General features: G+C 40.9%; 25 protein-coding genes. 11 read left to right on the top strand and 14 right to left on the bottom strand.

Annotated elements, in window-relative coordinates; genetic code table 11:
- Positions 1 to 184: 184 nt before the first annotated feature.
- The 6 genes from V7K79_RS19410 to V7K79_RS19385 form a co-directional block, all read right to left on the bottom strand.
- Complete coding sequence (locus V7K79_RS19410; protein WP_335049620.1) at positions 185 to 526, bottom strand: hypothetical protein; 342 nt, start codon at positions 524 to 526, stop codon at positions 185 to 187.
- A 137-nt stretch (positions 527 to 663) separates the two neighbouring features.
- Complete coding sequence (locus tag V7K79_RS19405) at positions 664 to 1,239, bottom strand: 5-formyltetrahydrofolate cyclo-ligase (RefSeq protein WP_335049619.1); 576 nt, start codon at positions 1,237 to 1,239, stop codon at positions 664 to 666.
- 69 nt (positions 1,240 to 1,308) lie between these two features.
- Positions 1,309 to 2,253 (bottom strand): GDP-L-fucose synthase family protein, encoded by a 945-nt coding sequence (locus tag V7K79_RS19400; protein ID WP_335049618.1) that lies wholly within the window; start codon positions 2,251 to 2,253, stop codon positions 1,309 to 1,311.
- Between the two features lie 22 nt (positions 2,254 to 2,275).
- Positions 2,276 to 3,355 (bottom strand): GDP-mannose 4,6-dehydratase, encoded by a 1,080-nt coding sequence (gmd, locus tag V7K79_RS19395; protein ID WP_335049617.1) that lies wholly within the window; start codon positions 3,353 to 3,355, stop codon positions 2,276 to 2,278.
- A gap of 438 nt (positions 3,356 to 3,793) precedes the next feature.
- Positions 3,794 to 4,549, bottom strand: coding sequence for a sugar transferase (locus V7K79_RS19390; RefSeq protein WP_335049626.1), 756 nt, complete (start codon positions 4,547 to 4,549; stop codon positions 3,794 to 3,796).
- A gap of 111 nt (positions 4,550 to 4,660) precedes the next feature.
- Positions 4,661 to 5,803 carry a glycosyltransferase gene (locus V7K79_RS19385; RefSeq protein ID WP_335049616.1) on the bottom strand — a complete coding sequence of 381 codons (1,143 nt, stop codon included), beginning with the start codon at positions 5,801 to 5,803 and terminating at the stop codon, positions 4,661 to 4,663.
- Positions 5,804 to 6,177: 374 nt separating this feature from the next.
- Here V7K79_RS19385 and V7K79_RS19380 point away from each other — a divergent pair, with 374 nt between their 5' ends.
- Together V7K79_RS19380 and V7K79_RS19375 are read left to right on the top strand one after the other, a co-directional pair.
- A complete protein-coding gene (locus tag V7K79_RS19380) occupies positions 6,178 to 7,119 on the top strand; it encodes an NAD-dependent epimerase/dehydratase family protein (RefSeq protein ID WP_335049615.1) in 942 nt (313 codons plus the stop codon).
- A gap of 69 nt (positions 7,120 to 7,188) precedes the next feature.
- Positions 7,189 to 8,064, top strand: coding sequence for an SMP-30/gluconolactonase/LRE family protein (locus V7K79_RS19375; protein ID WP_335049614.1), 876 nt, complete (start codon positions 7,189 to 7,191; stop codon positions 8,062 to 8,064).
- A 235-nt stretch (positions 8,065 to 8,299) separates the two neighbouring features.
- Here the strand turns inward: V7K79_RS19375 and pgsA are convergent, their stop codons facing one another.
- The gene (gene pgsA, locus V7K79_RS19370) at positions 8,300 to 8,827 is read right to left on the bottom strand and encodes a CDP-diacylglycerol--glycerol-3-phosphate 3-phosphatidyltransferase (RefSeq protein WP_335049613.1); all 528 of its coding nucleotides are present in this window, start codon (positions 8,825 to 8,827) and stop codon (positions 8,300 to 8,302) included.
- A 168-nt stretch (positions 8,828 to 8,995) separates the two neighbouring features.
- Here pgsA and V7K79_RS19365 point away from each other — a divergent pair, with 168 nt between their 5' ends.
- From V7K79_RS19365 to V7K79_RS19355, 3 genes are all read left to right on the top strand, one after another.
- The gene (locus tag V7K79_RS19365) at positions 8,996 to 10,417 is read left to right on the top strand and encodes an aspartate ammonia-lyase (protein ID WP_335049612.1); all 1,422 of its coding nucleotides are present in this window, start codon (positions 8,996 to 8,998) and stop codon (positions 10,415 to 10,417) included.
- A gap of 85 nt (positions 10,418 to 10,502) precedes the next feature.
- Positions 10,503 to 11,474, top strand: a complete 972-nt coding sequence (locus V7K79_RS19360; protein WP_335049611.1) for a DUF362 domain-containing protein — start codon at positions 10,503 to 10,505, stop codon at positions 11,472 to 11,474.
- Between the two features lie 1,018 nt (positions 11,475 to 12,492).
- The gene (locus V7K79_RS19355; RefSeq protein WP_335049610.1) at positions 12,493 to 12,678 is read left to right on the top strand and encodes a hypothetical protein; all 186 of its coding nucleotides are present in this window, start codon (positions 12,493 to 12,495) and stop codon (positions 12,676 to 12,678) included.
- 297 nt (positions 12,679 to 12,975) lie between these two features.
- Here V7K79_RS19355 and V7K79_RS19350 read toward each other — a convergent pair whose 3' ends face one another.
- From V7K79_RS19350 to V7K79_RS19340, 3 genes are all read right to left on the bottom strand, one after another.
- A complete protein-coding gene (locus tag V7K79_RS19350) occupies positions 12,976 to 13,338 on the bottom strand; it encodes a hypothetical protein (RefSeq protein ID WP_335049609.1) in 363 nt (120 codons plus the stop codon).
- Positions 13,339 to 13,535: 197 nt separating this feature from the next.
- Positions 13,536 to 14,486 (bottom strand): hypothetical protein, encoded by a 951-nt coding sequence (locus V7K79_RS19345; protein ID WP_335049608.1) that lies wholly within the window; start codon positions 14,484 to 14,486, stop codon positions 13,536 to 13,538.
- A gap of 4 nt (positions 14,487 to 14,490) precedes the next feature.
- The gene (locus V7K79_RS19340) at positions 14,491 to 14,847 is read right to left on the bottom strand and encodes a PadR family transcriptional regulator (RefSeq protein WP_335049607.1); all 357 of its coding nucleotides are present in this window, start codon (positions 14,845 to 14,847) and stop codon (positions 14,491 to 14,493) included.
- A 239-nt stretch (positions 14,848 to 15,086) separates the two neighbouring features.
- On the opposite strand from V7K79_RS19340, the gene V7K79_RS19335 reads away from it, so the two are divergent.
- From V7K79_RS19335 to V7K79_RS19315, 5 genes are all read left to right on the top strand, one after another.
- Positions 15,087 to 15,212, top strand: coding sequence for a hypothetical protein (locus tag V7K79_RS19335; protein ID WP_335049606.1), 126 nt, complete (start codon positions 15,087 to 15,089; stop codon positions 15,210 to 15,212).
- 37 nt (positions 15,213 to 15,249) lie between these two features.
- Positions 15,250 to 15,762: an inorganic diphosphatase gene (locus V7K79_RS19330; RefSeq protein WP_335049605.1), complete on the top strand. Its 513-nt coding sequence runs from the start codon at positions 15,250 to 15,252 to the stop codon at positions 15,760 to 15,762.
- 166 nt (positions 15,763 to 15,928) lie between these two features.
- A complete protein-coding gene (gene panD / locus V7K79_RS19325; protein WP_292723737.1) occupies positions 15,929 to 16,312 on the top strand; it encodes an aspartate 1-decarboxylase in 384 nt (127 codons plus the stop codon).
- A gap of 11 nt (positions 16,313 to 16,323) precedes the next feature.
- Entirely contained in the window at positions 16,324 to 17,229 is a 906-nt protein-coding gene (locus V7K79_RS19320; protein WP_335049604.1) for an MBL fold metallo-hydrolase, read from the top strand.
- A 48-nt stretch (positions 17,230 to 17,277) separates the two neighbouring features.
- Positions 17,278 to 17,490, top strand: a complete 213-nt coding sequence (locus V7K79_RS19315; protein ID WP_335049603.1) for a hypothetical protein — start codon at positions 17,278 to 17,280, stop codon at positions 17,488 to 17,490.
- Between the two features lie 10 nt (positions 17,491 to 17,500).
- Here V7K79_RS19315 and V7K79_RS19310 read toward each other — a convergent pair whose 3' ends face one another.
- From V7K79_RS19310 to V7K79_RS19295, 4 genes are all read right to left on the bottom strand, one after another.
- Complete coding sequence (locus V7K79_RS19310) at positions 17,501 to 18,496, bottom strand: WD40 repeat domain-containing protein (RefSeq protein WP_335049602.1); 996 nt, start codon at positions 18,494 to 18,496, stop codon at positions 17,501 to 17,503.
- A 219-nt stretch (positions 18,497 to 18,715) separates the two neighbouring features.
- Entirely contained in the window at positions 18,716 to 19,930 is a 1,215-nt protein-coding gene (locus tag V7K79_RS19305; RefSeq protein WP_335049601.1) for an HhoA/HhoB/HtrA family serine endopeptidase, read from the bottom strand.
- A gap of 267 nt (positions 19,931 to 20,197) precedes the next feature.
- The gene (locus V7K79_RS19300) at positions 20,198 to 21,520 is read right to left on the bottom strand and encodes a D-alanyl-D-alanine carboxypeptidase (RefSeq protein WP_335049600.1); all 1,323 of its coding nucleotides are present in this window, start codon (positions 21,518 to 21,520) and stop codon (positions 20,198 to 20,200) included.
- Between the two features lie 617 nt (positions 21,521 to 22,137).
- Entirely contained in the window at positions 22,138 to 23,208 is a 1,071-nt protein-coding gene (locus V7K79_RS19295; protein ID WP_335049599.1) for an LOG family protein, read from the bottom strand.
- Positions 23,209 to 23,881: 673 nt separating this feature from the next.
- On the opposite strand from V7K79_RS19295, the gene V7K79_RS19290 reads away from it, so the two are divergent.
- Complete coding sequence (locus V7K79_RS19290; RefSeq protein WP_335049598.1) at positions 23,882 to 24,709, top strand: GNAT family N-acetyltransferase; 828 nt, start codon at positions 23,882 to 23,884, stop codon at positions 24,707 to 24,709.
- Positions 24,710 to 24,852: the final 143 nt, after the last annotated feature.

Here is a 24,852-nt window from a genome sequence, read left to right as displayed (position 1 = left end):
GCTTGTTTTTCCGGGTTCATGCTTTAGACGGACGGCTTGTGTATTCTCATACATTCTCCCAGAAAAGGTATATCCGCCAAAGTGGGATGCTCCCCTGTTAAAGCTTCAGTAGTGCGACAGTAAGCACATAAATTAGCAAAATGACTGCGAATTTTATTTTTTAATTCAACAGGAATGTAAACACTCACGCTGCTTGGTGTTTATTTTTAAAAATATTTAGTGTATATCTAGCTCTAGTTTTAAGAATATTTAATTGGTCTACTTGTGCCAATAATCTGTCTAAAGTTTCTTCTTCTTCATTTGACAAATGATTTTCAAAATTTTTAATTAATAATTCCTGTAATTGAATCTGAGCTTTGGAATATAAAGAGCTTTCTGCTAAAGCTTGCAACTCATCTAGGTTTAAACCAATCAATAATTCAGAATCTACAGATAAGTTGGTTAGCTGTTGATAAGTTTCTAAATCTAACAAAACTCCAACTTTTTCTCCTTGTGCGTTAGTGACATAGTGAACTGAATCAGACATGGCTTTACTTGAGAATTTAGATTAATTTTATCGTAACCTTGTTAGCCAGAAGCGTTGCACTAGCATTGAATCTAGCATCATTTTCGCTTTTAAGGGCTTTTTGAATTTCGGAAGAAAGATTTGAGAATCTGAATCTTTTAGCCTTTTTGAGTCAATCCAGTTTCCGTACAAACAGCTTGTAGTGGTTTATCCCAAGGATCAATAGCTATTTGGCATAAATAGGCAAAATCAAAGACAATTCCGATAGTCGGCTTTATCTGCCATTGCGGTAAACTGAGCAAGCGATCATAATATCCACCGCCATAACCCAAACGATATCCTTGATAGTCGCAAGCTACACTGGGGACGAGAATCAAATCCACTTCAGCCGGATCTAATATTAGAGCATCGGCGTGCGGTTCAGGAATGCCATAAGCGCCTGTTTGGACACAATCATTCGGTGTCCAAATATGCCAACATAAGGATTTATCAACGCAGCGAGGAAATCCCCAACGGTATTTGGTGTTGGCAAATAGTGGACTGAGGTCAGGTTCTTGACGAAAGCTGAAATAAGCAAGTATTGTTTTTGCTTGGGTAAACAAAGTAGAGTTTTGTAAATGAGAGCATAAGCGCTCGCTTTTTTCTCTGCATTCTCCAACAGACATTGATTGACGTGTTTTGAGTAGAGTGCGGCGCAGTTCTACTTTATTTAGTTGATGATTAACTTTGTCCATAAAATATAGTCAAAAAAATAAGCTGGGCATCGCCCAGCTTGTATCACTCTACTATTCACCAGAACATTGTTATGCAGCGTGTTGACGATACCATTCAATGGTATTCTTTAACCCTTCTTCAAAGCTCACATGAGCCGTGAAATTAAAGGCTTGCTTTGCCCGTTCAGTATCTAAACAGCGACGGGGTTGACCATTAGGCTTATCAGTTTGCCACACAATCTCACCCTTAAACTCCATCAATTTGCAGATTAGAGTTACTAAATCAAGGATGGAGATTTCATAACCAGTTCCCAAGTTAACTGGTTCCGATTCGTTATAAAATTGAGTTCCCATAACAATTCCCCTCGCTGCGTCTTCTGAATACAGAAACTCACGGGTGGGACTGCCATCACCCCAAACTGGAAGTTGCTTTTCTGCATTAATTTGGGCTTCGTGAACTTTGCGAACTAATGCTGGAATGACGTGGGAACTTCCGGTGTCAAAGTTATCTTCTGGGCCATATAAATTTACTGGCAGTAGATAAATCCCATTAAAACCGTACTGCTGACGGTAAGATTGCAATTGAACTAAAAGTGCTTTTTTCGCAATTCCGTAAGGAGCGTTGGTTTCCTCTGGGTAGCCATTCCAAAGATCATCTTCTTTGAATGGCACTGGAGTAAATTTGGGATAGGCACAGATTGTGCCAACACAAACAAATTTTTCTACTCCTGCTTGATAGGCAGCGTGAATTAGCTGGGTTCCCATGATCAAGTTATCGTAAAATAACTCTGCGGGTTTTTCGCGGTTTAAACCGATACCACCGACATGAGCTGCTAGATGGATGATTATGTCTTGCTGGTCAACTGCACGCTGGCTATTTTCCCAAACACGCAAATCAGAATCGCGCGATCGCGGTACTGTAATTTTATCGCGATCGGCTCCTGCTTTGCACAGTTGATCTATCACCTGACGACCTAGAAATCCCGACCCACCAGTGACGAGAATCCGTTTATTTTTTAATACTAAGGCGGTCATATTTTATCCTATGTGGTGCGAATCAGAAGTGCAAAGCGCCCAGTGTTTGACGAATAGTGGCAATATCATTTGGAAATTGCGAACCTTTTCCATTGGGTGAAGTATGACCCAATGCTTGTAAGTCTGCTTCTACCATTAGGGAAACTAGTTCTTCAAAAGTGACTGATGGTGTCCAGCCCAAGTTCTGCCGTGCTTTGGTAGAATCGCCAATTAATAACTCTACTTCAGATGGACGCAGGTAACGCTCATCAAACTCTACATAATCTTGCCAATTAAGATTCACATAACCAAATGCCAGTTCCAAAAACTCCCGTACCGAGTGGGTTTCACCAGTAGCAATTACGTAATCGTCTGGCTGGTCTTTTTGCAACATCAACCACATTGCTTTCACATAATCTTTTGCATAGCCCCAATCTCGCTTGGCATCTAGATTACCCATGTAAATCTTTTTCTGTTTACCAGCAACGATACTAGCCACTGCTCTAGTAATTTTGCGGGTTACAAAGGTTTCACCCCGCCGTGGTGACTCGTGGTTAAAAAGTATGCCATTACAAGCAAATAAATTATAAGATTCACGATAATTTACAGTTTGCCAGTGGGCGTAAACTTTCGCACAGGCATAGGGACTGCGGGGATAAAAGGGCGTTGTCTCAGTTTGAGGTATTGCTTGTACTAAACCGTACATTTCTGAAGAACCCGCCTGATAAAATCGCACCTGAATTCCGGTACGATGCTGGTAGTCTCGAATTGCTTCCAACAGACGCAATGTCCCCATTCCTACAGCATCCACTGTGTATTCTGGTGAATCAAAGCTAACTCTGACATGGGATTGAGCGCCGAGGTTGTAAATCTCTACTGGCTTGACTTCTTCTAAAATGCGTCGCAACGTTGTACCATCTGTCAAGTCTCCGTAGTGAAGAAACAACCGCACTCCCTGTTTGTGGGGGTCTTCGTAAATGTGATCGATGCGGTCTGTGTTGAAGGTAGAAGTCCGGCGAATGATGCCATGAACCTCATAACCTTGTTCCAACAAAAACTCACTTAGATATGAACCATCTTGTCCAGTAATACCAGTAATTAACGCTCGCTTCTGTTGCGTCATGCTCAATTATCCCTTATTGTCTTTGATTAAAAAGTTACAGGTAATCTGATACAACCTAGCAACTAATTGCTGAATTGCCTAATGGGAAACCTACGAGTTCTTGTTGTTATAATACTTTTTTCGTAAATAAATATACTTAATAAAGAAGAATTTAATACGTAAGTCAAACCTTAGATAGCTCAAGATTGTTTAATGATGTATGTTTTCTTTGCTTCATATATCTCTAGTTTTGTGAAGACTTAATCAAATAGGTATTTTAAATTAGACTTTTGGCAAAACTGCAAATCAGGGGAAAAGAGTCAAAAATCCACACTCACAGAAGTCTTACTTAAGTAGAAAAGCACAAATTCTATAAATATCAGCAATTCTTTAGTTTTAAGGTAATAATTGGTACTCAGGGGCATTTAATGCCCCACAGAATCTACTCCAAGTAGTTACTCAGTATGCACCGTTATTTTTGGGCAGAATTACCACATCAACAGTTTTCAAAATGATCCATAAATCAAGCCAGAAATTCCTAAATTTGACATAATGCAGGTCTATTTGGACTCTCCGCGGGTAGGGAATGTCATTACGCCCAGACACCTGCCACAAACCAGTAATTCCTGGACGGATTGTTAAAATTTCATCAATGTGATAACCATATTTTGGCAGTTCTTCTGCTACTAAAGGTCGGGGTCCGACTACACTCATGTCCCCTTTTAGAACGTTCCAAAACTGGGGAAATTCGTCTAAGCTAGTAATTCGCAAAAATCGACCAATTTTGGTAATTCGGGGGTCTTGTTTCAGCTTAAAACTGCTCTCAAATTCTTGTCGCAATTCGGGCGATGTTTCCATCATTTGCATGAGGATTTCATCCGCATTGCTTACCATTGTTCGGAATTTAATACAATTAAACGCTTTGTAATTTTTCCCTACCCGTTCCTGGACATAAAAAATTGGGCCTTCTGAGCTAAAGGCAATCAGCAAGGTCAAAATTAAGTAGACGGGGAAGAACAAAATTAATACCGACAGCGAAAACACTATATCGAACAGTCGTTTGGCAAACTCTCCGTCTAAACCCTGAAAAGATAAACCTTTAGGCTTAACTTTTGGCGTCTTTGTTTTTTGACCGCGTTTTAAGAAACGCGTAGACGCTCTAGTGTCTTGTCGTACGCCTCGCTTGCCGGAGAGGAGTGAGCTCTGGGCAGTCATCATACTCCTTAATAATCCACACCACACATAGTCCCAATATTAAAGCCAAAATGAGGTGCTTCTGGGGGAAATTGCCAAAAGCCTAAAAAAATAAGACGTTAATTAAGACCATCATTGCAAAAATGGTCTTTTTTCGTTGCACTTGTTTACAAAATCTAGATAACGATCTGCAAAGATTTGCGGTGAAAACTGCGCGGCGTGCGATCGCATATACTCCAAATTAAACGAACCCTCATAGATTTCAAACTTTTCTACTGCCTCCACTAAAGCCGCCTCTGTTTGCGTCTTGAAGAATATACCTGTCCCTGTATCCGCATAAGAGCGGATATCTCGCACTGTTTCTAGAGCACCCCCCGCACCATAAGCAATTACTGGCGTGCCACAAGCTTGTGCTTCCACTAGGGCAATACCGAAATCTTCACAAGCTGCATACACAAACGCTTTAGCCATAGACATATATTTTTTTACCACATTATCGGGTTGCCAACCGAGTATTTGGATATTTGAGTTTGCCATCTCGCGAATCTTATTCATTTCATCTCCTGTACCAATGACTACTAATGGTCGTTTTAGTTGATTAAAAGCCTTGACAATCAACAATATTTGCTTATAACTCACTAACCGGGAAACTGTCAGGTAAAAGTCCTCTTTTTCAGGAAAAAACGGAAATTCCGCAATATTCACTGGTGGATAAATAACTGTTGCTTCTCGCCTATAGCAACGCCAAATCCGCCGAGCTGTATGTTGCGAGTTGGCAATGAAATAATCAACGCGATTGGCACTCAATACATCCCACTGGCGCAAACGATGTAATAAATATCGGGCTACCCATCCAGGTAAACCACTACCCAATTTACTGTAGCGCAGATAATCAAAAGTCAAGTCCCAGGCATAGCGCATAGGGCTGTGACAGTAGCAAATATGCATCTGTTCGGGAGTGGTAAGGATTCCTTTAGCAACAGCATGTGATGAAGACAGAATGACATCATAATGCCGCAAATCAAGTTGTTCAATTGCCAAAGGCCACAAAGGCAAGTATTTTTGTATACCGTTGCGGGCATAGGGAAAGTTCTGGAGAAACGTCTTGCCAATTTGACGCTTATATAAATAACTTTCTCTATTACTGGATTCAAAATCGATGAGAGCATACAAATCAGCATCAATGTGATTCAAAATTTCTCGGACAACGAGTTCTGAACCACCGGTGGCTTTGGGTGTCAGCCACTCATGAACCAGAGCATATTTCAAGGGCACAGCTAAACAATTCAAAATTCAAAATTCAAAATTCAAAATTGAAGATAGTTTTTTAGACTCGGACTGAAAAGTTTCCTCTTGTGATTAATTAACGGGAAGTGCTTCAGATTAGCAAATGGGACGGAATCTTTCCCTCAGAGGTTCCAGATGGATACTACAACCTGATAACCTCAAATTGGGAATAGGAAAAGGCAGAAGGGCAGGGAGCAGGGAGCAGGGAGTAGAGGGGAAAGAGGAGGCAGGAGGCAGGAGGCAGAGTTCTTTAATTTTGAATTTTGAATTGATTTCTCCCCCTTGCGCCCTGTCCCCTGCTCCCCTGCTTCTTGCCTACTCCCTACTCCCTTGATGACAACTGATATAGAAAGGGTGAATTTATGCGAATTCTGATTATGGGTGGTACTCGGTTCATTGGTGTCTATTTGACTCAACTATTAGTGGAACAAGGACATGAGGTGGTGCTGTTCAATCGCGGGAATCGTCCAGCACCTTCTTTACAAGGAGTAGGACAAATTATAGGCGATCGCACTGATGCTACTCAATTAAAAGCAAAATTATCACAAGAAAACTTTGATGTCATTTTTGACAATAACGGACGAGAACTTGCTGATAGTCAACCACTAGCAGAAATTTTTCAAGACCGAGTGCAACATTTTGTGTATATGAGTTCTGCGGGAGTGTATCTCAAATCCGATCAATTGCCCCATATAGAAGGCGATGCAGTAGATCCCAAAAGTCGCCATAAGGGTAAACATGAAACAGAAGCTTATTTGACTCAATTGGGATTGCCCTTTACTTCTATTCGTCCTACTTATATTTACGGGCCTCGTAATTATAATGAATTGGAAGGCTGGTTTTTTGATAGAATTGTGCGCGATCGCCCGATTCCTATCCCTGGAAATGGCTTGCATATCACCCAGTTAGGTCATGTAAAAGACTTGGCAAAAGCTTTGACTCAAGTTTTGGGGAATAAACAAGCTATAGGACAGATTTATAATATCTCTGGCGATCGCTTTGTCACTTTTGATGGTTTAGCCCGTGCTAGTGCTGTTGCCGCAGGTAAATCACCTGATGCTGTCAAAATCGTCCACTACGACCCGAAAAAATTTGATTTTGGCAAACGTAAAGCTTTTCCAATGCGGGTGCAGCATTTTTTTGCTTCGGTGAATAAAGCGCAAACAGAATTAAACTGGCATCCTGAATATGATTTGATTTCTGGTTTACAAGACTCTCTGGAAAATGATTATTTGCCTAATACAAAAGACAAAACCGAAGTAGATTTTTCTGTAGATGAGGAGATTTTACAAGCTGTTTCATAACTAGATTCCCGACTTATTTAAATAAGTCGGGAATTTAAGCCTTATATTTAATCTTTATATTAACTACTTATGGTAAAATACCCACTCCACAATGTTCTAGAAGTTCGTGCGCGTTTAGGTGAAGGGCCCATCTGGGACTCTACCCAAAATTTACTGTACTGGATTGATATCCACAACCATCGGGTACATCAGTTCAATCCTGCCACCGGGAAAGATTTGTTTTTTGATGTGGGAGATGTGGTCGGCGCGATCGCAACAGCAGGTAAAGATAATTTAATTATGGCACTGCGTCATCACCTAGCATTCCTCAATACCCAAACAGGTGAAGTTACCCCTATTTTGGAAATTGAAGGAAATCTGCCAGATAACCGCCTTAATGATGGGAAATGTGACCCTCAAGGCCGCTTTTGGTTCGGCTCAATGTGTTCTTTAGAAAAACCTCAAGCTAGCCTCTATCGCTACGATCATGACGGTTCATTGCATGTAATGGAAACAGGATTGACTCTCTCTAATGGTCTAGGTTGGAGTCCAGATCAAAAAACATTTTACTTGGCTGATTCTCCTCACAAAAAAATATATGCCTATGACTTTGATTCAGTAACAGGCAATATTATCAACCGCCGAATTTTTGTTGATTTAACTCATGAATCTTTCCATCCAGATGGCTTAACAATAGATAGTCAAGGAAATATTTGGTCAGCTATGTGGGATGGGTGGTGTGTGATTCGTTTCAACCCCAAGGGTGAAGAGATATTGCGGATTAATCTACCCGTTCCACTTGTAACAAGTTGTACCTTTGGTGGCGAAGATTTGCAAACACTCTACATCACTACCGCTTCAGTTGAACTCAGCCAAGCCGAGATTGACAAAAGTTTCTACTCAGGTGATTTGTTTGCTCTGCAAACTGATGTTACTGGATTACCTAGCTATAATTTTGAAAAATAAAGTAGTAGCTGTGTTAGGGTGAACCGTTCAATTGCCTCTCCCATTCGTTCAGCTCGACTCCTTAGTTGTTTGCGAATTCTAAAAATTCTGAGTTTTGAACTTTTGATCTCGAACTTCCGTGTTCAAAGGTGCAACTTCCGAGTTCTAAAGGACTTCCAAATAAAAAAACATCAGTACCATGCAGCTTATTTGATTTCACTTTGAACTTAAAAGTGTATTTTTACTAGTTACAATACTATATTGTCGTTTCATTAGTGCTAGCTTTTTGTGGCAAAAGATAAATACCCCCAGATATTAAAGTCAAAGCAACAGAAATCCAAAAAGCAATTAGAGAGGGAGTTTGCCACACTTCAGGAAGGGGTGCAATTAGAAGTGCGATCGCGATTATTTGACTAACAGTTTTGAGTTTACCCCAAATGTTCGCCCCGGTAATTGTCGTTTGATTTACTCGCCAACCTGCGATCGCTAATTCCCGCGCTAAAATCAAAAACACTCCCCAAGCCGGCACTTTTCCTAGTTCAATAAAAACCATCAACGGCGCAAGTACCAGAAATTTATCTACTAAGGGATCGAGAAACTTACCCAACTCACTAATTTGGTTGAGTTTTCGCGCCAAATAGCCATCTAACCAATCAGTTAACGCCGCAACGATGAAAATTGCCAAACATATCCACCTAGCTTGAGGTGTGGGGTTGTACAAGCCATAAAGCAAAAATGGTACACCCAGAAGGCGAGAGAAGGTAATCCAGTTGGGTAGAGTCACGTTGCTTCACTCCGAATTCAAAATTCAAAATTCCCATAAATAAATTTACTTGCCCTGTTATTAAAAAGAGGGCGGAGGGGACAAACTTATTACAACTTCTCTTTGTCTCCCCACTTTCTCCCTAAGCGTGGGAAAATCTGTTTTCTGTAGCTCTCCTAAAACAATACTATGATTGAACACACAGACTCCCAATTCCGCATCGAACGCGATTCGATGGGCGATCGCCAAATTGCTAGTAGCGTTTACTACGGTATTCAAACGCTACGAGCCATTGAAAACTTCCCAATTAGCGGCATCAAGCCTTTACCTACTTACGTAGATGCTGGATTAATCATTAAAAAAGCTACAGCAATAGTGAATGGAGAACTGAATTGCATTCCCCAAGATATTAGTCAGGCGATTGTGCAAGCAACTGATGAAATCTTAGCTGGGAAGTTCCGCGATCAATTTGTTGTGGATGTTTATCAAGCGGGTGCTGGAACATCCCACCACATGAATGTCAACGAAGTTTTAGCAAATCGCGCCTTAGAAATCCTTGGTGAAGAAAAGGGCAATTATAAACGTGTTAGTCCCAATGACCACGTTAATTATGGACAGTCTACCAATGATGTGATTCCTACGGCAATTCGCATTGGTGGTTTATTGGCATTATCTAAGACATTACACCCAGCAATAGATGGTGCGATCGCATCTTTAGAAAACAAAGCTGTAGAATTTCAAGATATAGTCAAATCTGGCAGAACCCACTTACAAGACGCTGTACCTGTACGTTTGGGTGAGAATTTTCGGGCTTGGGCGCAAATTCTTGCAGAACATCAAAACCGGATTTATACCGCTTCTGGAGATTTAATGGTACTGGGTTTGGGAGGTAGTGCAGCCGGAACGGGATTAAATACTCATCCTCTGTATCGTGCCCGTGTGGTAGAAGTTCTTTCAGAATTGATCGATACTCCTTTAGAACCTGCACCCCATCTCATGGCAGCTATGCAGAGTATGGCCCCATTTGTGAATGTTTCCGGTGCTTTGCGGAATTTAGCCCAGGATTTAGTTAAAATATCTCACGATTTACGGCTGATGGATTCAGGGCCGAAAACAGGCTTAAAAGAAATTCAACTGCCCCCAGTGCAACCCGGTTCCTCAATTATGCCAGGGAAATATAACCCAGTCATGGCAGAGATGACATCAATGGTGTGTTTTCAGGTAATGGGTTACGATAGTGCGATCGCTTTAGCTGCACAAGCCGGACAATTAGAATTAAATGTGATGATGCCATTGATTGCCTATAACCTAATTCACAGTATCGAAATTCTCGGCAATACCATCGCCGCACTCACTGAACGCTGTATCAAGGGAATTACTGCGAACCAGGAACGTTGTTTAGCTTATGCCGAAGGCAGTTTAGCTTTAGTAACTGCACTAAATACCCATATTGGTTATCTAAATGCCGCAGCTGTCGCCAAAGAATCTTTAGAAACTGGTAAATCCCTACGGCAGATTGTTTTAGAACGCGGATTGATGAGTGAAACAGACTTAGCTACAGTGCTAAATTTAGAACAAATGAGTGGTATCTTACCGCTCAAAACAGAATAATAGGGTATTGGGGACTGAGAAAGTATTCCTAAATATTTATTTCCTAGTCCCCAGTCTCCAGTCCCCAGTCCCCAGTCCCCTATCTATGCAGACTCCAAAACCAGCTGTTAGTCTCATTCGGGCTACATCCTACGAAAAAGAAGCTTTACGGGAATCTTTAACGATTCTCCTGGAACCTTTTAAAGGAATCGCAGCATTTGTGAAAAAAGGCGATCGCGTTTTACTCAAACCGAATCTACTTACAGGATCGCGTCCTGGTAAAGAGTGTATCACCCGTGCCGAACTAGTTTATGAAGTTGCCCAAATGGTAATTGAAGTTGGCGGTAAGCCATTTTTGGGCGATAGTCCTGCTTTTGGTAGTGCCAAAGGTGTAGCAATAACAAATGGCTATCTGCCTATTCTAGAAGAACTCAATCTTCCCATCATCAATTTTCACGGTCAGCGTTATCAAACCGTCAGTGACAATTTTAACCATCTGCGACTGTCTAAAGAAGCAATGGAAGCAGATGTAGTGATTAACCTACCAAAAGTGAAATCACACGCCCAGTTGACATTGACACTGGGCGTAAAAAACCTGTTTGGTTGTGTCCCTGGCAAAATGAAAGCTTGGTGGCACATGGAAGCGGGAAAAGATGCAAATAGATTTGGTGAAATGTTAGTAGAAACTGCCAGAGCGATTAACCCTGACTTAACCATATTAGATGGTATCATTGGTCATGAAGGTAATGGCCCTAGCAACGGGGAACCTCGCCAACTGGGCATTTTAGCAGCCGCATCAGATATATTTGCTTTAGATCGGGCAATGGTAGAAATCCTCAATGTTTCTCCTGAACAAGTGCCCACAGTTGCAGCTTCTCAAAGATTAGGATTTTGTCCAGAACTTGCTGCCATAGAGTTTCCGCATTTAAATCCTGATTTATTAAAAATAGAAGATTGGCGGCTACCAGACAAGTTAATGCCCATTGATTTTGGTATGCCTCGCGTAATTAAGTCTACGTTTAAGCATCTTTACACCCGATTTATCAAGGAACCAATGAGTGTTTATGGAAGGGATTAGGGAGATGAAGAAGCAGGGGAGCAGAGGATAAGTTGCAGTAAGTTTTTCCCCTGTGCCCCTCCGCTTCTTGTGCCTAATCCCCAATCCTCAATTTAGTACAAATGTCGTTACAGTAATTTCATTTATTAGCACAGTAACCTGCAATTTCCTTGGATTGCTTAACCAGACCGCCCTATTATATTTAGTGGCAGTTTTTTTAGCTAATTAATTTGTTATACAATTTTTCGTCTTAGATTTTAATTTATCCAAAAAGTTATACGGATTTAGGATCTGGAAATTGGGATTGGGTATTTTGTTTAGATATGAGGAAAGTTTGGTAATAAGCCACTATGAAATCTACGCCATCTTCTAAGACTTTTTTACTCTACCTTTATATAGATTGACAAAACTACTGTAATATTACATAGATTGCAAAATAAAAATTATTAAATATTTGTATAGTGATATCACTGAATCCATTCTGTCTTATACAGTTGATGTATGTGTATTTATTCGGTAGTTATCATTGCTTAGATAAATCATTCTTCCCATCTCTTCTTTGGTGTCAAATATTTTTGTGTATAACTACTATATAACAATCAAAAGTACTGAATATATATCAGTGCTTTTGCGGTTTTGTGTCCTGTATCACAAATTAGCAATTTAAGTAAAATGACCTTATCAAAGGCATTTTAGGATGTTATAATCATGAAGTATCGGACAAATATGTTTTGCTAATTAATCTTTAATCAGCGAAAAAATGTAACTTATGATGCTGTCAAAGTGGGCTATGCGTATGCAAGGCGTTACACCATACAGAGAAACATCTGAAAATATTAATTACAAAATAAAACATGATTTGTTTACTTGTAACTTTGTATTAAGAAGTCCATGTATAAAAAGGCTACTATGAAAGTTATATAACTGGTTTAAATTGTAGAATGCTATACATTTTACAGTTTAAAAATAGCTAAAATAGCATTAATACTCTTACTTAGAGAGTAAACTTATACAGTGTTACGAAGAACTTCAATTTTGTATGAATTCAAATAGCCAGTCTGCCAATGCCGATGCATACTCCCAACGTTTGGCAGACATTGTGGGAACTGCGATCGCTCTTTTGACTCTTACCCTACCCGTCTTTGTCATCGCCCACTATTCTTCAACCAATGTTCAAAATAATCAGCAACCTCTGATTCAAAACATACAAGGAAATCAAGATTGATCGAGCTTTCCAGTCGCATTTTTTCATGGGGAGACCTACAAAAAAGCAGAGCATTGATTATGAGAGAATTTCTGTAGATATCGGTGTAGTTCGTCAAACATAAGCTAAATCTGGATTGTGTAACTTCAGATTTCAGTTGTCTTAGCAAAGTTAGGACAAAAATTCCTCTAACAGCAATTAAGGGCGGAGGATATGAATAATACCCTCTTGGAAAAAGTGTTGTGAGGAAACTTTGCAACGCTTTTTCCATTTTTTGGCTAATTTTAAGAGGCTGTTTGAAAAGTTTTGAAAAGCCAATTATTTAATTGGTTGAGTTACAGTTCCAGTAATTGGCAGTCGCTCATTAACTTGTGGCGGGTTGCTGTAAAATCGCTGTGATATTAAGAGTGCAAAAATTCCAAAAAATCCAGCCGATAAGAAACCTAGTAAACTTAAGTAAGCAATGATCAATCCTGTATTTTCGCTGCTATTACGGCTGATTTGAGAAAGTTGGCGAAATAACTGGTTGAGTTGGTTATTTGTAGTTGTCGGATATTGATGTAATTTGTGACGTAACATAGTATTAAAGTATGGGTAAGTAAAAGTTGAGATTTTTTCTTGCCAGCTTTGCCAAAGTTGAGTACCTGTCTGAAAGTTGAGAGAGTCGGGCAGGGTGCTCATTTGGTAGTAAAACTCTGATGTTTATTTGACTTTTTTAAGAATTTCAAAAATCACTCATCAATTTTTTCATCCCAGTGCAAACGAATGTCGAGCATATAAGTCCTTCTATGTAAAGGTTTTAGCATTAGATCGTTAATCTCTGTTTTGAGAGATAAACTCTTGCTCAGTAAGCGTTTCATCAATTAGGTACGTTTGCCCTATTTTGTACGCCCTTTGTTTCTGGGTAGCCAGAGATTTTCAAAATTAATTAGAATGCAGAAAGCCCACAATGATTCCAGAATAGACCGTAGAATGATCGTTCTGATAAACCAGGTAGAGCGCTGGTCAAATTTCATCTGCTGATGTAAAGCTTCTAGTTCAGCAATGCATTCTTCTGGAAGAACAATAATTAATTGACCAGTTAAAGGTAGAGATATTTTATTTCCTTGTCTCAATAACAGTAGTAGCATTAATATGAATATCAACACTGCTGATATTAGGGATACAAATTCCTGTTGAAGCTGTGTCTGGGACTGCTTTGCCTGCCATAACTGCGCCTGCACCTGCGATTGTTTTGCCTGCCATAGCTTTGCCTGTGCCTTCTTGTCCTCATAGTTTGCTAATGCCTGACCCAGCTTTGTCTGAGACTGCTTCGCCTTCTTTTCTGCCAACTCCACCTTTTGGTTCCCTTCGGTCGCTGTCAACGCCAGGTTCTGCTTCGCCTGATTCAGCTTCTTGTGATCTTCCTCCCTCTGATCCTGCCATAACTTTACCTGCTCTGGCAAAGCCTGGAACTGCGCGTTTAACAAGTTCGCCTGGGACTGTGTCAGTTTTGTCTGCGCTTGTTTTGTCTGCGCCTGCAACAACTGCGTATCCTCCTCCTTGTACTGCTTTGCCAGCGCCAGATTCGCCTGAGTTTGCTCCCTCTCCCCTTGGTATCGATCTACCTCCCCTTGGGACTGCACCATCTCCTTTTCGGACTGCATAACCTTTGCCAGTAGATCCTCCACCGACGCCTGATTATTCCACTTCGCGTGGAACTGCTCGAAATGATTGTACACTCTTGGCGCTTTTACAACTAAAAAGCCGAGCGAGGTAGATATACATAAACCTATAACTAGTCGCTCACACCAAATCCGTTTTAGTTTCCGTTTAGTATTCTTATCCACTACCTCAAATACTCCCCAGTGCAGTTTGCCCTTGAGCAGCTTGCATAGCTAGCTGAGAACGATATATTTGCCACTGGTTAAATACATTTGCACCTAACCCCGTGACTTTGTAGTATTTCCGTCTTGCACCACCAGTTCCCTCTTGTTCATCACCCCATCGCCATTCGATAAATCCCTTTTTCTCTAACCGATTTAAAGTAGGATAAAGACTACCAAAACTTAAAGAAATGGGCCTTCCTGGGTTGAGTTTCTCAAGAATTTCTAGACCATATAGTTCTCTAGCAGTTAACAATACAGTCAGAATATCTCCCTCAAGAGTTGAAATATTTAGTATTTCATCATTTTTACTTTTTTTTTCCATAGCTCCAATGACTCGGAGGTTCTATTGGTTTCAATAGTATTATATAAATCTATAAATGTCTATATTTATCTAAAAAATATTTTCGTCAGCTACTTCTATCTATTCACTGCTCACAGCCTATACTGAGATATATTTTTTACCAGCCTGTCCGGCTTTTCAAACACCCTCTAAGGGAACTAATAATTGGGGAGATGTAGCTTTAGCTTCCCACAGGGTGGTAAATGATAGAGAAATAACCAATGCTCTTCAGAATTACTGTTAGCGGTAGCGGAACATTTAGCCCAATGCCCAATGCCCTGGAACAAATACCTTGGGAAGAGATCCATATTGCCCTAAAATTCTACACGGGGAGCGAAGCTGACTGAGTGCCCCCATGATTCACCGTTATCAGAGGAGTTTTTTGTGGACTTATCTCGTATCCCTGCCCAACCAAAACCGGGTCTAATCAACGTTCTGATTGAAATTACTGGCAAAAGTAAAAATAAATATGAATACGACAAGGAACTACAAGCTTTTGCTCTAGACCGAGTACTTTATTCCTCAGTGCAATATCCTTATGACTACGGCTTTGTACCTAATACTTTGGCTGATGATGGCGATCCCCTAGATGGTATGGTCATAATTGATGAGCCGACCTTTCCCGGCTGCGTTATTGCTGCGCGACCGATTGGCTTCTTGGAGATGATTGACGGTGGCGATCGCGATGAAAAAATCCTTTGTGTTCCTGACAAAGATCCGCGCTACACTCAGGTAAAATCTCTGAAAGACCTAGCGCCACACCGCTTAGATGAAATTGCTGAATTTTTCCGTAGTTATAAAAATTTGGAAAAAAAGGTGACTGAAATTCTCGGTTGGCAAGATGTGGACAAGGTTGCAGCAATAGTTGAAAAATCCGTCAAAGCTTATAGAGGATAATAGAGGAGTTAAGAGTTATGAATTTTTATTCTTAACTTTTGTACAGACGCGATTAATGAGCCAGCGCGTTGCAGTGGCTCCCCGTTGTAGCGACTGGCGTCGTGTCTGTACTCATAGCTTTCGCTTGTTACGGATTCGCAAAAACTGCCACCAACCCCAAATCAGAATGCAGCGTACTCTCCTTTTGGCAAAAATTCATAACTGCACCCTTACGGGAGCGAACATCAACTACGTGGGTAGTATCAGCATTGATGAAATCCTTTTGGAAAAAGCTGGTATCTTACCTTATGAGCAGGTGCAAGTAGTTAATAGTGCCAACGGTCAGCGCTTTATTACCTATGCGATTCCCGCTCCAGCTCATTCAGGAATAATTGAGTTAAATGGGGGTGCGGCACGTCTAGGCATTATTGGCGATCGCTTGATTATAATGACTTACGGGCAGTTCACTCCAGAAGAGTTAAAAAGTTACTCTCCTACGGTAGTCATTGTGGACGAAAAAAACAGGCTCTTAGAAGTTCGGCGCTACGATGACCTGCTCAGTAAGGTCTAATTTCAAGGAAAATGTCAAATTTTGAGTTGTCGGATTCCCAGAGCTATATAACAGAAAAGTCATCTACCCTACCCAGTAGCCTAGCAGGAGGTGAATTTATCGTGCAATTCTGGGGTGTCAGAGGTTTGATTCCCACTCCCAGTAGCAATACTATTCGTTATGGTGGTAATACCGCTTGTGTAGAAATGCATGTAGCTGGGAAACGCTTGATTTTTGATGGCGGTACTGGCTTACGCATACTGGGTAAAACTTGGCAAGAATTGCAACAGCCACTAGAAGCCCATTTATTTTTTACCAACTGCCAATCAAATAGAATTCAAGGGTTTCCCTTTTTTGCTCCCGCATTTATTAGGGAAAATTGCTTCCATATTTACGGCACAGCTGCCTCAAATGGAGCCTCAATTAAACAATGTTTGTACGATCAGATGCTCCAGCCACACTTTCCTTACCCTTTACAAGTAATACAGTCAGAATTGCAGTTTTACAATCTGACTTCAGAAAGTGAAGTGAAGTTAAATGATGTCACCATTACAACTGCATTAATTAATCAAACTCAGCGGTCAGTTGGCTACCGAGTTACTTGGCAAGAGTATAGCGTTGCCTACATCACGGATTTGCATCAAAATGCCGATCAAGTGGAGCGAGAGCGGATTTTACGGTTCATTCAAGGCGTTGACTTACTGATTGCCAATGCCACTTACACTCCGCCTACCTCTCACAACCATGATTCTGCTGATTTACTCTGGCAAGCTGCGGTGAATGTAGCTCTGAATGCTGGCGTTCAATGGCTAGCTATTTCTCATCATCACCCAGATGACCATGATGATTTTCTTGACCGGATTCAAGTCGATATTAAATCTGTTTTTCCTCAAGCCATACTAGCCCATGAAGGTCTAGTTTTATCTGTTGGTAAGTGATTTAAACACGATCAAGTTTCTAAGAGCAGTTGATAGTCTAATTCGATCGTGAATAGTGTCGATCGAGTGCTGAAAGACGCTTTGCAACTTTCCTCTGAGCAGCAAGAAATGCTGATCAAGATTCTCCAAAACCGCCACCGCGAAAATCGTCGTGCAGAAATAGCGACGGATGCCCAACAAACGCTAGCTGATTTTTATACAGGTAAATTTCGGCATCAGTCAGCCCAAGATGTTATTTCAGCATTACGGGGGGTTAGCTAAGATAGAGGCTTTAATGATTACAGCAACTCCCATTACTATGCCAAACTTTGATGCTGTCATTAAAGGCATAGCTGACAATGGTTTTCCCATCTAGGCTAATTGTGAGATTGTCAATCCTAGACTTATGCCCATACAGTACACAAAGCTGCTGCCTATTCTCTAGATCCCAAACTTCAATTTCGTTAATATTGCCAACGGCAAGCAGTGAGCCATCAGGTGTCATAGTATTATGAGGCATACCCGAATCAGGTTCGCGCTGGCTGATACCAAGTGTATAAAGGAATTCCGTGGTTTGTATATCCCAAATGGCAACAGTCGTTTCTTCACTAGGTTTGTTCCTTTGTGCCACAGCAGCAATGATTTGACCATTTGGGCGAGTTGCAACTGCATCAAGCCAATGCCTACAAACACAGTTGGGGAAATGGAGGGAAAAATTTGAAGCTAGAGCATTAAATGTGCTGAGAACTTGCCCATTTTGCCAATCCCAAACTTGAGTTAGGAGATCAAATGCTTGAGCTACCAAAATACTACCATCTGGGCTGGCTAGTAAACAGCGAATTGGAAGATATGCATTTGCAAATAGGAAGGTGCGGAGTAATTGTCCCGTTGAGGATTCAATAACATTAATCTCAATCGTGGCATTCGTACCATAAGGAGCTTTGCAGGTAGCTGAAAATAATACTTTTCCATCAGGAGTAAATGCTAAAGCACTGGAATCTCCTTGAAAACAGAAGACTTCCTCTCCTGTCCAAAAGTCATAGGTTCGGAGATTGCCATAGCTATCATTACTGATGATGCTTTTCCAGTCTGGATTTACCAAAGTATTAAAGTGACCATACCGATCTCCATGCAGTTCAAATGAATGGTTGGTATTCCCAGTGGTTAAATCCCAAACCTTGACAAGATTGTGAAAACAGCCTATCAGAAGAATTCCATCTGGGCTTAAGCTCAAGCTGTTTAAGTACTCTGAATGAGGTTCATCAAAGGTATGAAGACATGGAAACATAAACAGACTCTAGAAAAGAGTTCAGCGATAATAAATTTTTTAAATTACATATTTGGGTGGAAAAGAAGGTAGAATCGGGAAATCTACCTCATTGGGCTGCTGCCGCTAGTAAACGAGACAAAGCCTTACAGGGGGCATTCCCAGCCAGAGGCTGGGAACGAGAGAAAGCTTTTCTAGACTGTCTAATATGCTTAAGTTGACACCAATAACAGATGTGTTCTACGAAGCATTTTGCAACTCAGCTGTGCGTACTGAAAGCTGCTGTGTTTGATTACCACGTTGCACTTTCACCTTTAATACTTGACCAAGTTGACTATCTTCGACAATATTCTGCAATTGTTCAGCACTGGTAATAGCTTTACCATCAATTTGAAGAATTACATCCCCGCGCCGGATACCCGCAGATGCAGCTGGAGAATTGGGGACAACTCGCATGACAAAAACACCATTAATTTCTGGTATTTGAATAGGAGAATTAGGATCGGTGTTATTTTCCTTGGCCAGATCGGGTGTCAAAGTTAGCATTTGCACGCCTAGATAGGGATGAGCAACTTTGCCATCACGTTGTAGTTGCGTAGCGATCGCTTTAGCTTTATCAATGGGAATTGCAAACCCAATACCCATTGCATCAGGGCGAATAGCTGTGTTAATACCAATTACTTCACCTTGACCATTCAATAGTGGCCCACCAGAGTTACCAGGGTTAATCGCTGCATCTGTCTGAATGAAATCCAAACGTTTGTCGCTAATGCCGACTTGGGCGCTGGAACGTTTGAGGGTGCTGACAATTCCCAAGGTAACAGTGTTATCAAATCCCAAAGGATTACCAACTGCGATCGCCCAGTCTCCTACTTGCACATTACTAGAAGAACCCAAGGGCGCTACTGGTAAATCATTACCAGCGTTAATTTTGATTACTGCCAAATCTGTGACTTCATCAATACCTTGAACTTTCCCTTCAAAGGTGCGACCATCTTTGAGTCGGACTGTTACTTTATCAGCCTTATCGACCACATGAGCATTAGTCATAACTAACCCGCTCTTGTCAATAATGAAACCTGAGCCTAAACCACGTAATTGCTCAGAAGGCATCTGTTGGGAGAAACCGTCACCAAAAAACCGACGAAAAAAGGGGTCTTCCATAAATGGATCGACGCGGCGAGTAATTGTCCGCTCAGTATCAATGCGGACAACTGCTGAACCAACACGATTTACTGCGGCTGTGACAAAGCTACTGCTACCGATCGCAGCGCTAGTTGGTGATTGCCGTTGAGCAATCAGTTCTGAAGTATTTCCAGCAGTTATTATGGGTGCTGGTTCGGCTTGGGAAGGTAACACCTGCAATGTGCTAACCACTAGCAGAACTCCTAGTGCGATCGCTAAAACATGAGTAGTGAGTTGACGTAAAGACCGAGATAATTTGGAAAATCGCATAATCACAACCTAATTTCTAAGCTTAATTGTTGCTTAGTCGTGACAAATCTATTTACAGTTATTTTTATTTCAGGTTTCGTCTGCTCTTTCCCCAACTGGGGTTAGGGCTTTTTGCGAACAACCTGTAATCAACTTAATAGAAAATTTAACCCAAAAGCTATTATGGACATTTACTCTTTACAAGTTCGGTTTTTACCCATCAATAAAACTTTTAAATTGCCAATCCGATTAGTCTGCTCTCTGTTTTAACTCTAGACTATGGATAAACTAACTTTTGTATAAGATTTCATTCCGATTAGCTGCACCTAGTGGGGGTAAAGAGTTGATGGCTGAGTGGGGAGTCAGGGCAATAGGAACGGTTGGAGGTAATTGTAATTGTTTAACAACACTTTGCAAAAGTTGGTCTTGTCCAGTCCGCAAACCCCAGACATTTGTCCCACGGTTGATAATAGCAAACCAAACCAAACCGCGATCGCGTGTGGGCATCACTCCTGCTAAAGCGCTCACATCGCGGAGGGTGCCAGTTTTGATTACAGTCGCCAGGGGAATGTGTCTAGTGTGTAGTGTTCCCCGATGATCGAATCCAGACATGGGGAACAAGTCAGCTAAATTCAGTTGATGTACAGATGCCTCCGCTTGAATAGCCATAAACATGGCACAAACAGCTCTAGGGGAAATGCGATTTTCCGGCCCCAATCCAGAACCATTGATTAATTGAATTTCTACTTGTGGCACTCTCGCCAGGTTAGCAGCAGTTGATTGGACTACAGTTGCTCCTCCCACTGAGTCTGCTAGCATCTCTGCCATATCGTTGTTACTATAAACGTTCATTTCCTTGAGCAGTTGCCTCAAAGGCAATGAGCGGTGACGCAGTAACAAAGTTTGTTGAGGATTTGGTTGCGCCTCAACTTTCACCGCACCCGCAATTACAACTTGAGGCTTGGGCGTTCCCTTGGGCATGATTGAGTATGTATAAATCGCAGGGCGTCCCCAAGTTGCACGATTTAGTGCTTGCTTGAGCATTAGACCTGCTAGCATTGGCTGACGTTGGAAATTCATGGCAAAACTGCCAGTAATAATTAAATTTCCCTTTACTTGCTTGATGCCCATTTTATTGAGAGTATTACCAAGAGCGATCGCTTCTTGCCAAACAAACAAAGGATCGCCACGGCCTGTAATCACCAAATCGCCCTGTACAACTCCATTTACCACTGGCCCAGTGACACTCACCAAAGTATCAAATTGGTAATCTGGCCCCCAAATTTTCAAAGCAACTAATGAAGTGGCAATTTTAGTTAAAGAAGCAGCCGGCAGAGGAGTCGTACCTTGGTGATTTGCCATCAGCATTGGCCCCGACTGCATCCAAATCCCCTGACTCTCAGCCAGATTTTGCGCTACTACTTTTGATGCGATCAGCTTTTTCAAATATTCCTGCACCGTAGTCGCCCCAGATGGATTTGGATCGGGGGCAAGAACCAAGCCAGGGCTACTTTGCCAAGTTAGTGCATCTAAGGCATCTAGAGGCTTAATTTGTACCCCAGCCATCTCCAGCCAAAGCGACACTAAACCTGAACCCAATAATTCCAGCATTTTTTATTCCTCTGTCAGGATTTGAAACGTTGTTTACTGTGCTAATATACAAGTTTTTTTACGACAATCAGTATTGAGCCATAATAACTAGTGTTTTTCTCATCTATTAAGTAAGATGAATCATATTGTTTTTATGGCTTGCTTTGACAATGCTAAAACACCCTTTGCTCATGAAGATAGCCGCATGAAAATAAAAAATATTTTTGATATGTGCAGATAAGTAGGTCAGCGTAAATAATTATCGTTGGGATAAGGCAGTTCTTGCTGGGAGCAGGGGAAAAAGGGTTTGAGCCTTGTTTACTTTTCTTCACACAGTTTGGTTTTATTGTGTCAACTTTCTTACTATGCCCTTAGCCTGATTCAGCAACTGGCGATGTCAACGACCGACTATTATGTACGCTTGTACCCTGACAAGAGAAGCAAGACCCGCCCCTAAAGATAGTCTATAATTACCTGGACGAGGAATGTGGGACGGAAGAATGTTCAAAATTCTCCCCCTTTTTTCCCTTAAATAAACTAATCAGCATTCGAGTTGCATAATCAGGGCGGATTAAGATGTCCAGCCCATAAAATATTGAGAAAATTTTAATATACAAATTAGATGTGTTTTAGCTTACCTACTTTCTTTCTGGATGTGCTGCATCCTCTGGTGAAGGAGTACCCATCCGGTTAATTGTGGCAATCATCTGATACAATCGCCCCAAGTCGCGTTGATTGAAGTACAAAATGAGGCGAGGTAATCCAACAGTTTCATCTTGTGCTTCTTGAGGTAATGCCTGACTTTTTTCAATTCTTCCTTGAATTATAATGTCGCTAAAATCAGCATTAAGTTGTTCTAAAAGAGCGTCTGATATATCTGTCTTCAGGCGGATGACTAATTTATCGCCTACATAGCGGCTGGAATGATAAACCTGGTAAAAACAGGTGATAGCGTCACAAGCCGCATCCAGGTTATCTGTCACCGTGTAAAGGCTGGGGTCTTCAGGATTGACAAGACCATTTTGCACTAATTGCTTATCAATATATTCACTCCAAGAGCGCCAGTAATCACCACCAGGGCGATCAATTAAAACTAAAGGTACTGGCCCAAATTTACCATTTTGGCTTAATGTCATACATTCAAAAGCTTCATCTTGAGTGCCAAAGCCTCCTGGAAACAAGGCTATAGCATCACTTTCTTTGAGGAGAAACAGCTTGCGGGTAAAGAAATATTTGAAGTTAATTAGCTTGGGATCGCCCTCTATAAAAGGGTTTGCTTGCTGTTCAAAGGGTAACTGAATGTTTAATCCAAAGGAATTTTCTCGCCCAGCACCTTCATGACCTGCCTGCATGATTCCACCACCACCACCAGTCATCACCATAAATCCTAATTGAGAAATAGCACGAGCAAACTCAAGGGCCATTTGGTATTCTGGCCTATCAGGAGCTAGACGAGCAGAACCAAAGATGGTAACTTTGCGAACGTGTCGGTAATCATAAAAAAGCTGGAAACCGCGCTCCATATCTGCTAATGCAGACGATAATATTTTCCAATCGAGACGCTCAATTTCGGTATCAGCTAGACGAACAATAGTAGTAAGTGCTTGCAGAATAAATTGCCGATTTTTTAATGTCGGTAAACGAACGATCAAGTCAGCGATATCCGCCTGTAAAGACTCTAATGTGTCAAACGACGCAGATGAGGTCATGAGAACTGCTGCAACAATGGCACTATATTTTACGTGAACTACTCACACTCTAGCAAGCGGGAATAGCCCTCTAAGTGCAATTAGCAAATTTAGAACTGATTTTGAAGCTGGAAATTCTAAAATTTTTTAATCGGGCTTGTTGCGATAATGCAACTTTTTAATACCATAGCAAGTTATCTTGGTCAAGTAATTGAGAGAACTCCCTCACTGATGTTACTTGTTGCCACAATATATATCAGGGTTTATATAAAATGGTATGACTTACATCTATAGCGTATATCAAAGGAAAATTTTGTATCTTATTGCCAGATTTTTTGGGAATTAATGTCCATAATAAAAGCACTCTATCCTTAATCTACGAAAGTAAAAAAACTCTCTAGACCACAATACCGTTTAGTTAAACTTAAAATCCTTGGTAGAGACGCGAAATTGGACTCGGCTTCTCTACGAGACGCTGCGCGAACTCCTCGTTATGTTAATGTCCCGTTGTACTAACGCGTTTTTACAGGTCAAAAATCAGTACCAAAAATCCTTAACTCAAGCGTATTGCTCTAAAGGAGCTTTTATCGAAAACCCTCTCAATTACACTTCGATACATTAATGCATAATGTGAGCTATTTATTAGTGCCTAAATCCTAGTAGAATATTTTCGCAAATCTAAGTAGGAAGATAGATGGAAGTTTCTGGACGCATCAATTACCCACTGAATCCTCCTCCCCCTCTTGAAGATTTTCCTGTCCTTCAAACTGAAAAGTATACCCTACGGCTAGCTTCAACTGAAGAAGAATTAGAATCAATTTTTCGGTTACGCTTTGAGGTTTTTAATCTTGAACTAGGCTTGGGATTTTCTGTTTCTAACTTTACCCAGATGGATATAGATAAGTTTGATGCGGTTTGCCATCATTTAATCCTAATCTCCAAACACACAGGTAAAACGATTGGAACTTATCGGATGCAGACCTATATAATGGCTTCTCAAAGACTAGGCTTTGATGCTACCGATATATTTAATCTTAATGGAATTCCCAATTCTGTGCTTCAGGTATCAGTGGAAATTGGGCGTGTATGTATAGCTAAAGAATATCGCAATAGTCAGACACTTTTATTACTCTGGGAAGGGCTAGCAAATTATCTCATCTGGAGTAAAAACCAATATTTCTTTGGCTGTGCATCATTACTCACACAATGTCCTGGGCAAGCTAGTTATGCTTATGATTATTTTCGGCAGAATAACTTGATGCATCCAAGTATTTTAGTTTATCCAAATTCACAATTTTGTCTAGAACTGACTCAAAATTATCCAGATTCATCTCATGTTGAGATTCCTAAAATTTTGCAGGCATACTTAAATATTGGAGCTAAAATATGCAGCCTTCCTGCTATTGATCGGCAGTTTAAAACTATTGATTTTTTAACTATATCTAATATTGCAGATTTTGCCAGATGGCGTTATCCAAATCCTCTTAAAAAACCTTTACCACTGAGGATTTTTCACGATTAATAACCAGTGAACTATCGTTGAGGCGATCAACCGAATGAATTTCCCCTTGTGTACTCGCAAAAGCTATTGGCTTTAAGGACTTGAATAACTGCATTTGATGTCATACTCTGTACTATGCTAGAGGTAAAAAACAATCCTTTATT

The sequence above is a fragment of the Nostoc sp. genome (assembly GCF_036917575.1).
In the GTDB taxonomy this organism is placed as follows: domain Bacteria; phylum Cyanobacteriota; class Cyanobacteriia; order Cyanobacteriales; family Nostocaceae; genus Nostoc.
The sequence above is the reverse complement of the archived record's forward strand: the minus strand, read 5'-3'. Positions and strand labels throughout refer to the sequence as shown.

Bases quoted from the DNA above. Each gene is read 5' to 3' on its own strand.
- V7K79_RS19360 (WP_335049611.1), top strand. From the start codon at position 10,503: ATGCAGACTCCAAAACCAGCTGTTAGTCTCATTCGGGCTACATCCTAC.
- V7K79_RS19400 (WP_335049618.1), bottom strand. From the start codon at position 2,253: ATGACCGCCTTAGTATTAAAAAATAAACGGATTCTCGTCACTGGTGGG.
- V7K79_RS19390 (WP_335049626.1), bottom strand. From the start codon at position 4,549: ATGACTGCCCAGAGCTCACTCCTCTCCGGCAAGCGAGGCGTACGACAA.
- V7K79_RS19335 (WP_335049606.1), top strand. From the start codon at position 15,087: ATGCTCTTCAGAATTACTGTTAGCGGTAGCGGAACATTTAGCCCAATG.
- V7K79_RS19320 (WP_335049604.1), top strand. From the start codon at position 16,324: ATGTCAAATTTTGAGTTGTCGGATTCCCAGAGCTATATAACAGAAAAG.
- V7K79_RS19290 (WP_335049598.1), top strand. From the start codon at position 23,882: ATGGAAGTTTCTGGACGCATCAATTACCCACTGAATCCTCCTCCCCCT.
- panD (WP_292723737.1), top strand. From the start codon at position 15,929: ATGCAGCGTACTCTCCTTTTGGCAAAAATTCATAACTGCACCCTTACG.
- V7K79_RS19355 (WP_335049610.1), top strand. From the start codon at position 12,493: ATGAATTCAAATAGCCAGTCTGCCAATGCCGATGCATACTCCCAACGT.
- V7K79_RS19375 (WP_335049614.1), top strand. From the start codon at position 7,189: ATGGTAAAATACCCACTCCACAATGTTCTAGAAGTTCGTGCGCGTTTA.
- V7K79_RS19380 (WP_335049615.1), top strand. From the start codon at position 6,178: ATGCGAATTCTGATTATGGGTGGTACTCGGTTCATTGGTGTCTATTTG.
- V7K79_RS19310 (WP_335049602.1), bottom strand. From the start codon at position 18,496: ATGTTTCCATGTCTTCATACCTTTGATGAACCTCATTCAGAGTACTTA.
- V7K79_RS19350 (WP_335049609.1), bottom strand. From the start codon at position 13,338: ATGAGCACCCTGCCCGACTCTCTCAACTTTCAGACAGGTACTCAACTT.
- V7K79_RS19295 (WP_335049599.1), bottom strand. From the start codon at position 23,208: ATGACCTCATCTGCGTCGTTTGACACATTAGAGTCTTTACAGGCGGAT.
- V7K79_RS19300 (WP_335049600.1), bottom strand. From the start codon at position 21,520: ATGCTGGAATTATTGGGTTCAGGTTTAGTGTCGCTTTGGCTGGAGATG.
- V7K79_RS19305 (WP_335049601.1), bottom strand. From the start codon at position 19,930: ATGCGATTTTCCAAATTATCTCGGTCTTTACGTCAACTCACTACTCAT.
- gmd (WP_335049617.1), bottom strand. From the start codon at position 3,355: ATGACGCAACAGAAGCGAGCGTTAATTACTGGTATTACTGGACAAGAT.
- V7K79_RS19365 (WP_335049612.1), top strand. From the start codon at position 8,996: ATGATTGAACACACAGACTCCCAATTCCGCATCGAACGCGATTCGATG.
- V7K79_RS19405 (WP_335049619.1), bottom strand. From the start codon at position 1,239: ATGGACAAAGTTAATCATCAACTAAATAAAGTAGAACTGCGCCGCACT.
- V7K79_RS19410 (WP_335049620.1), bottom strand. From the start codon at position 526: ATGTCTGATTCAGTTCACTATGTCACTAACGCACAAGGAGAAAAAGTT.
- V7K79_RS19340 (WP_335049607.1), bottom strand. From the start codon at position 14,847: ATGGAAAAAAAAAGTAAAAATGATGAAATACTAAATATTTCAACTCTT.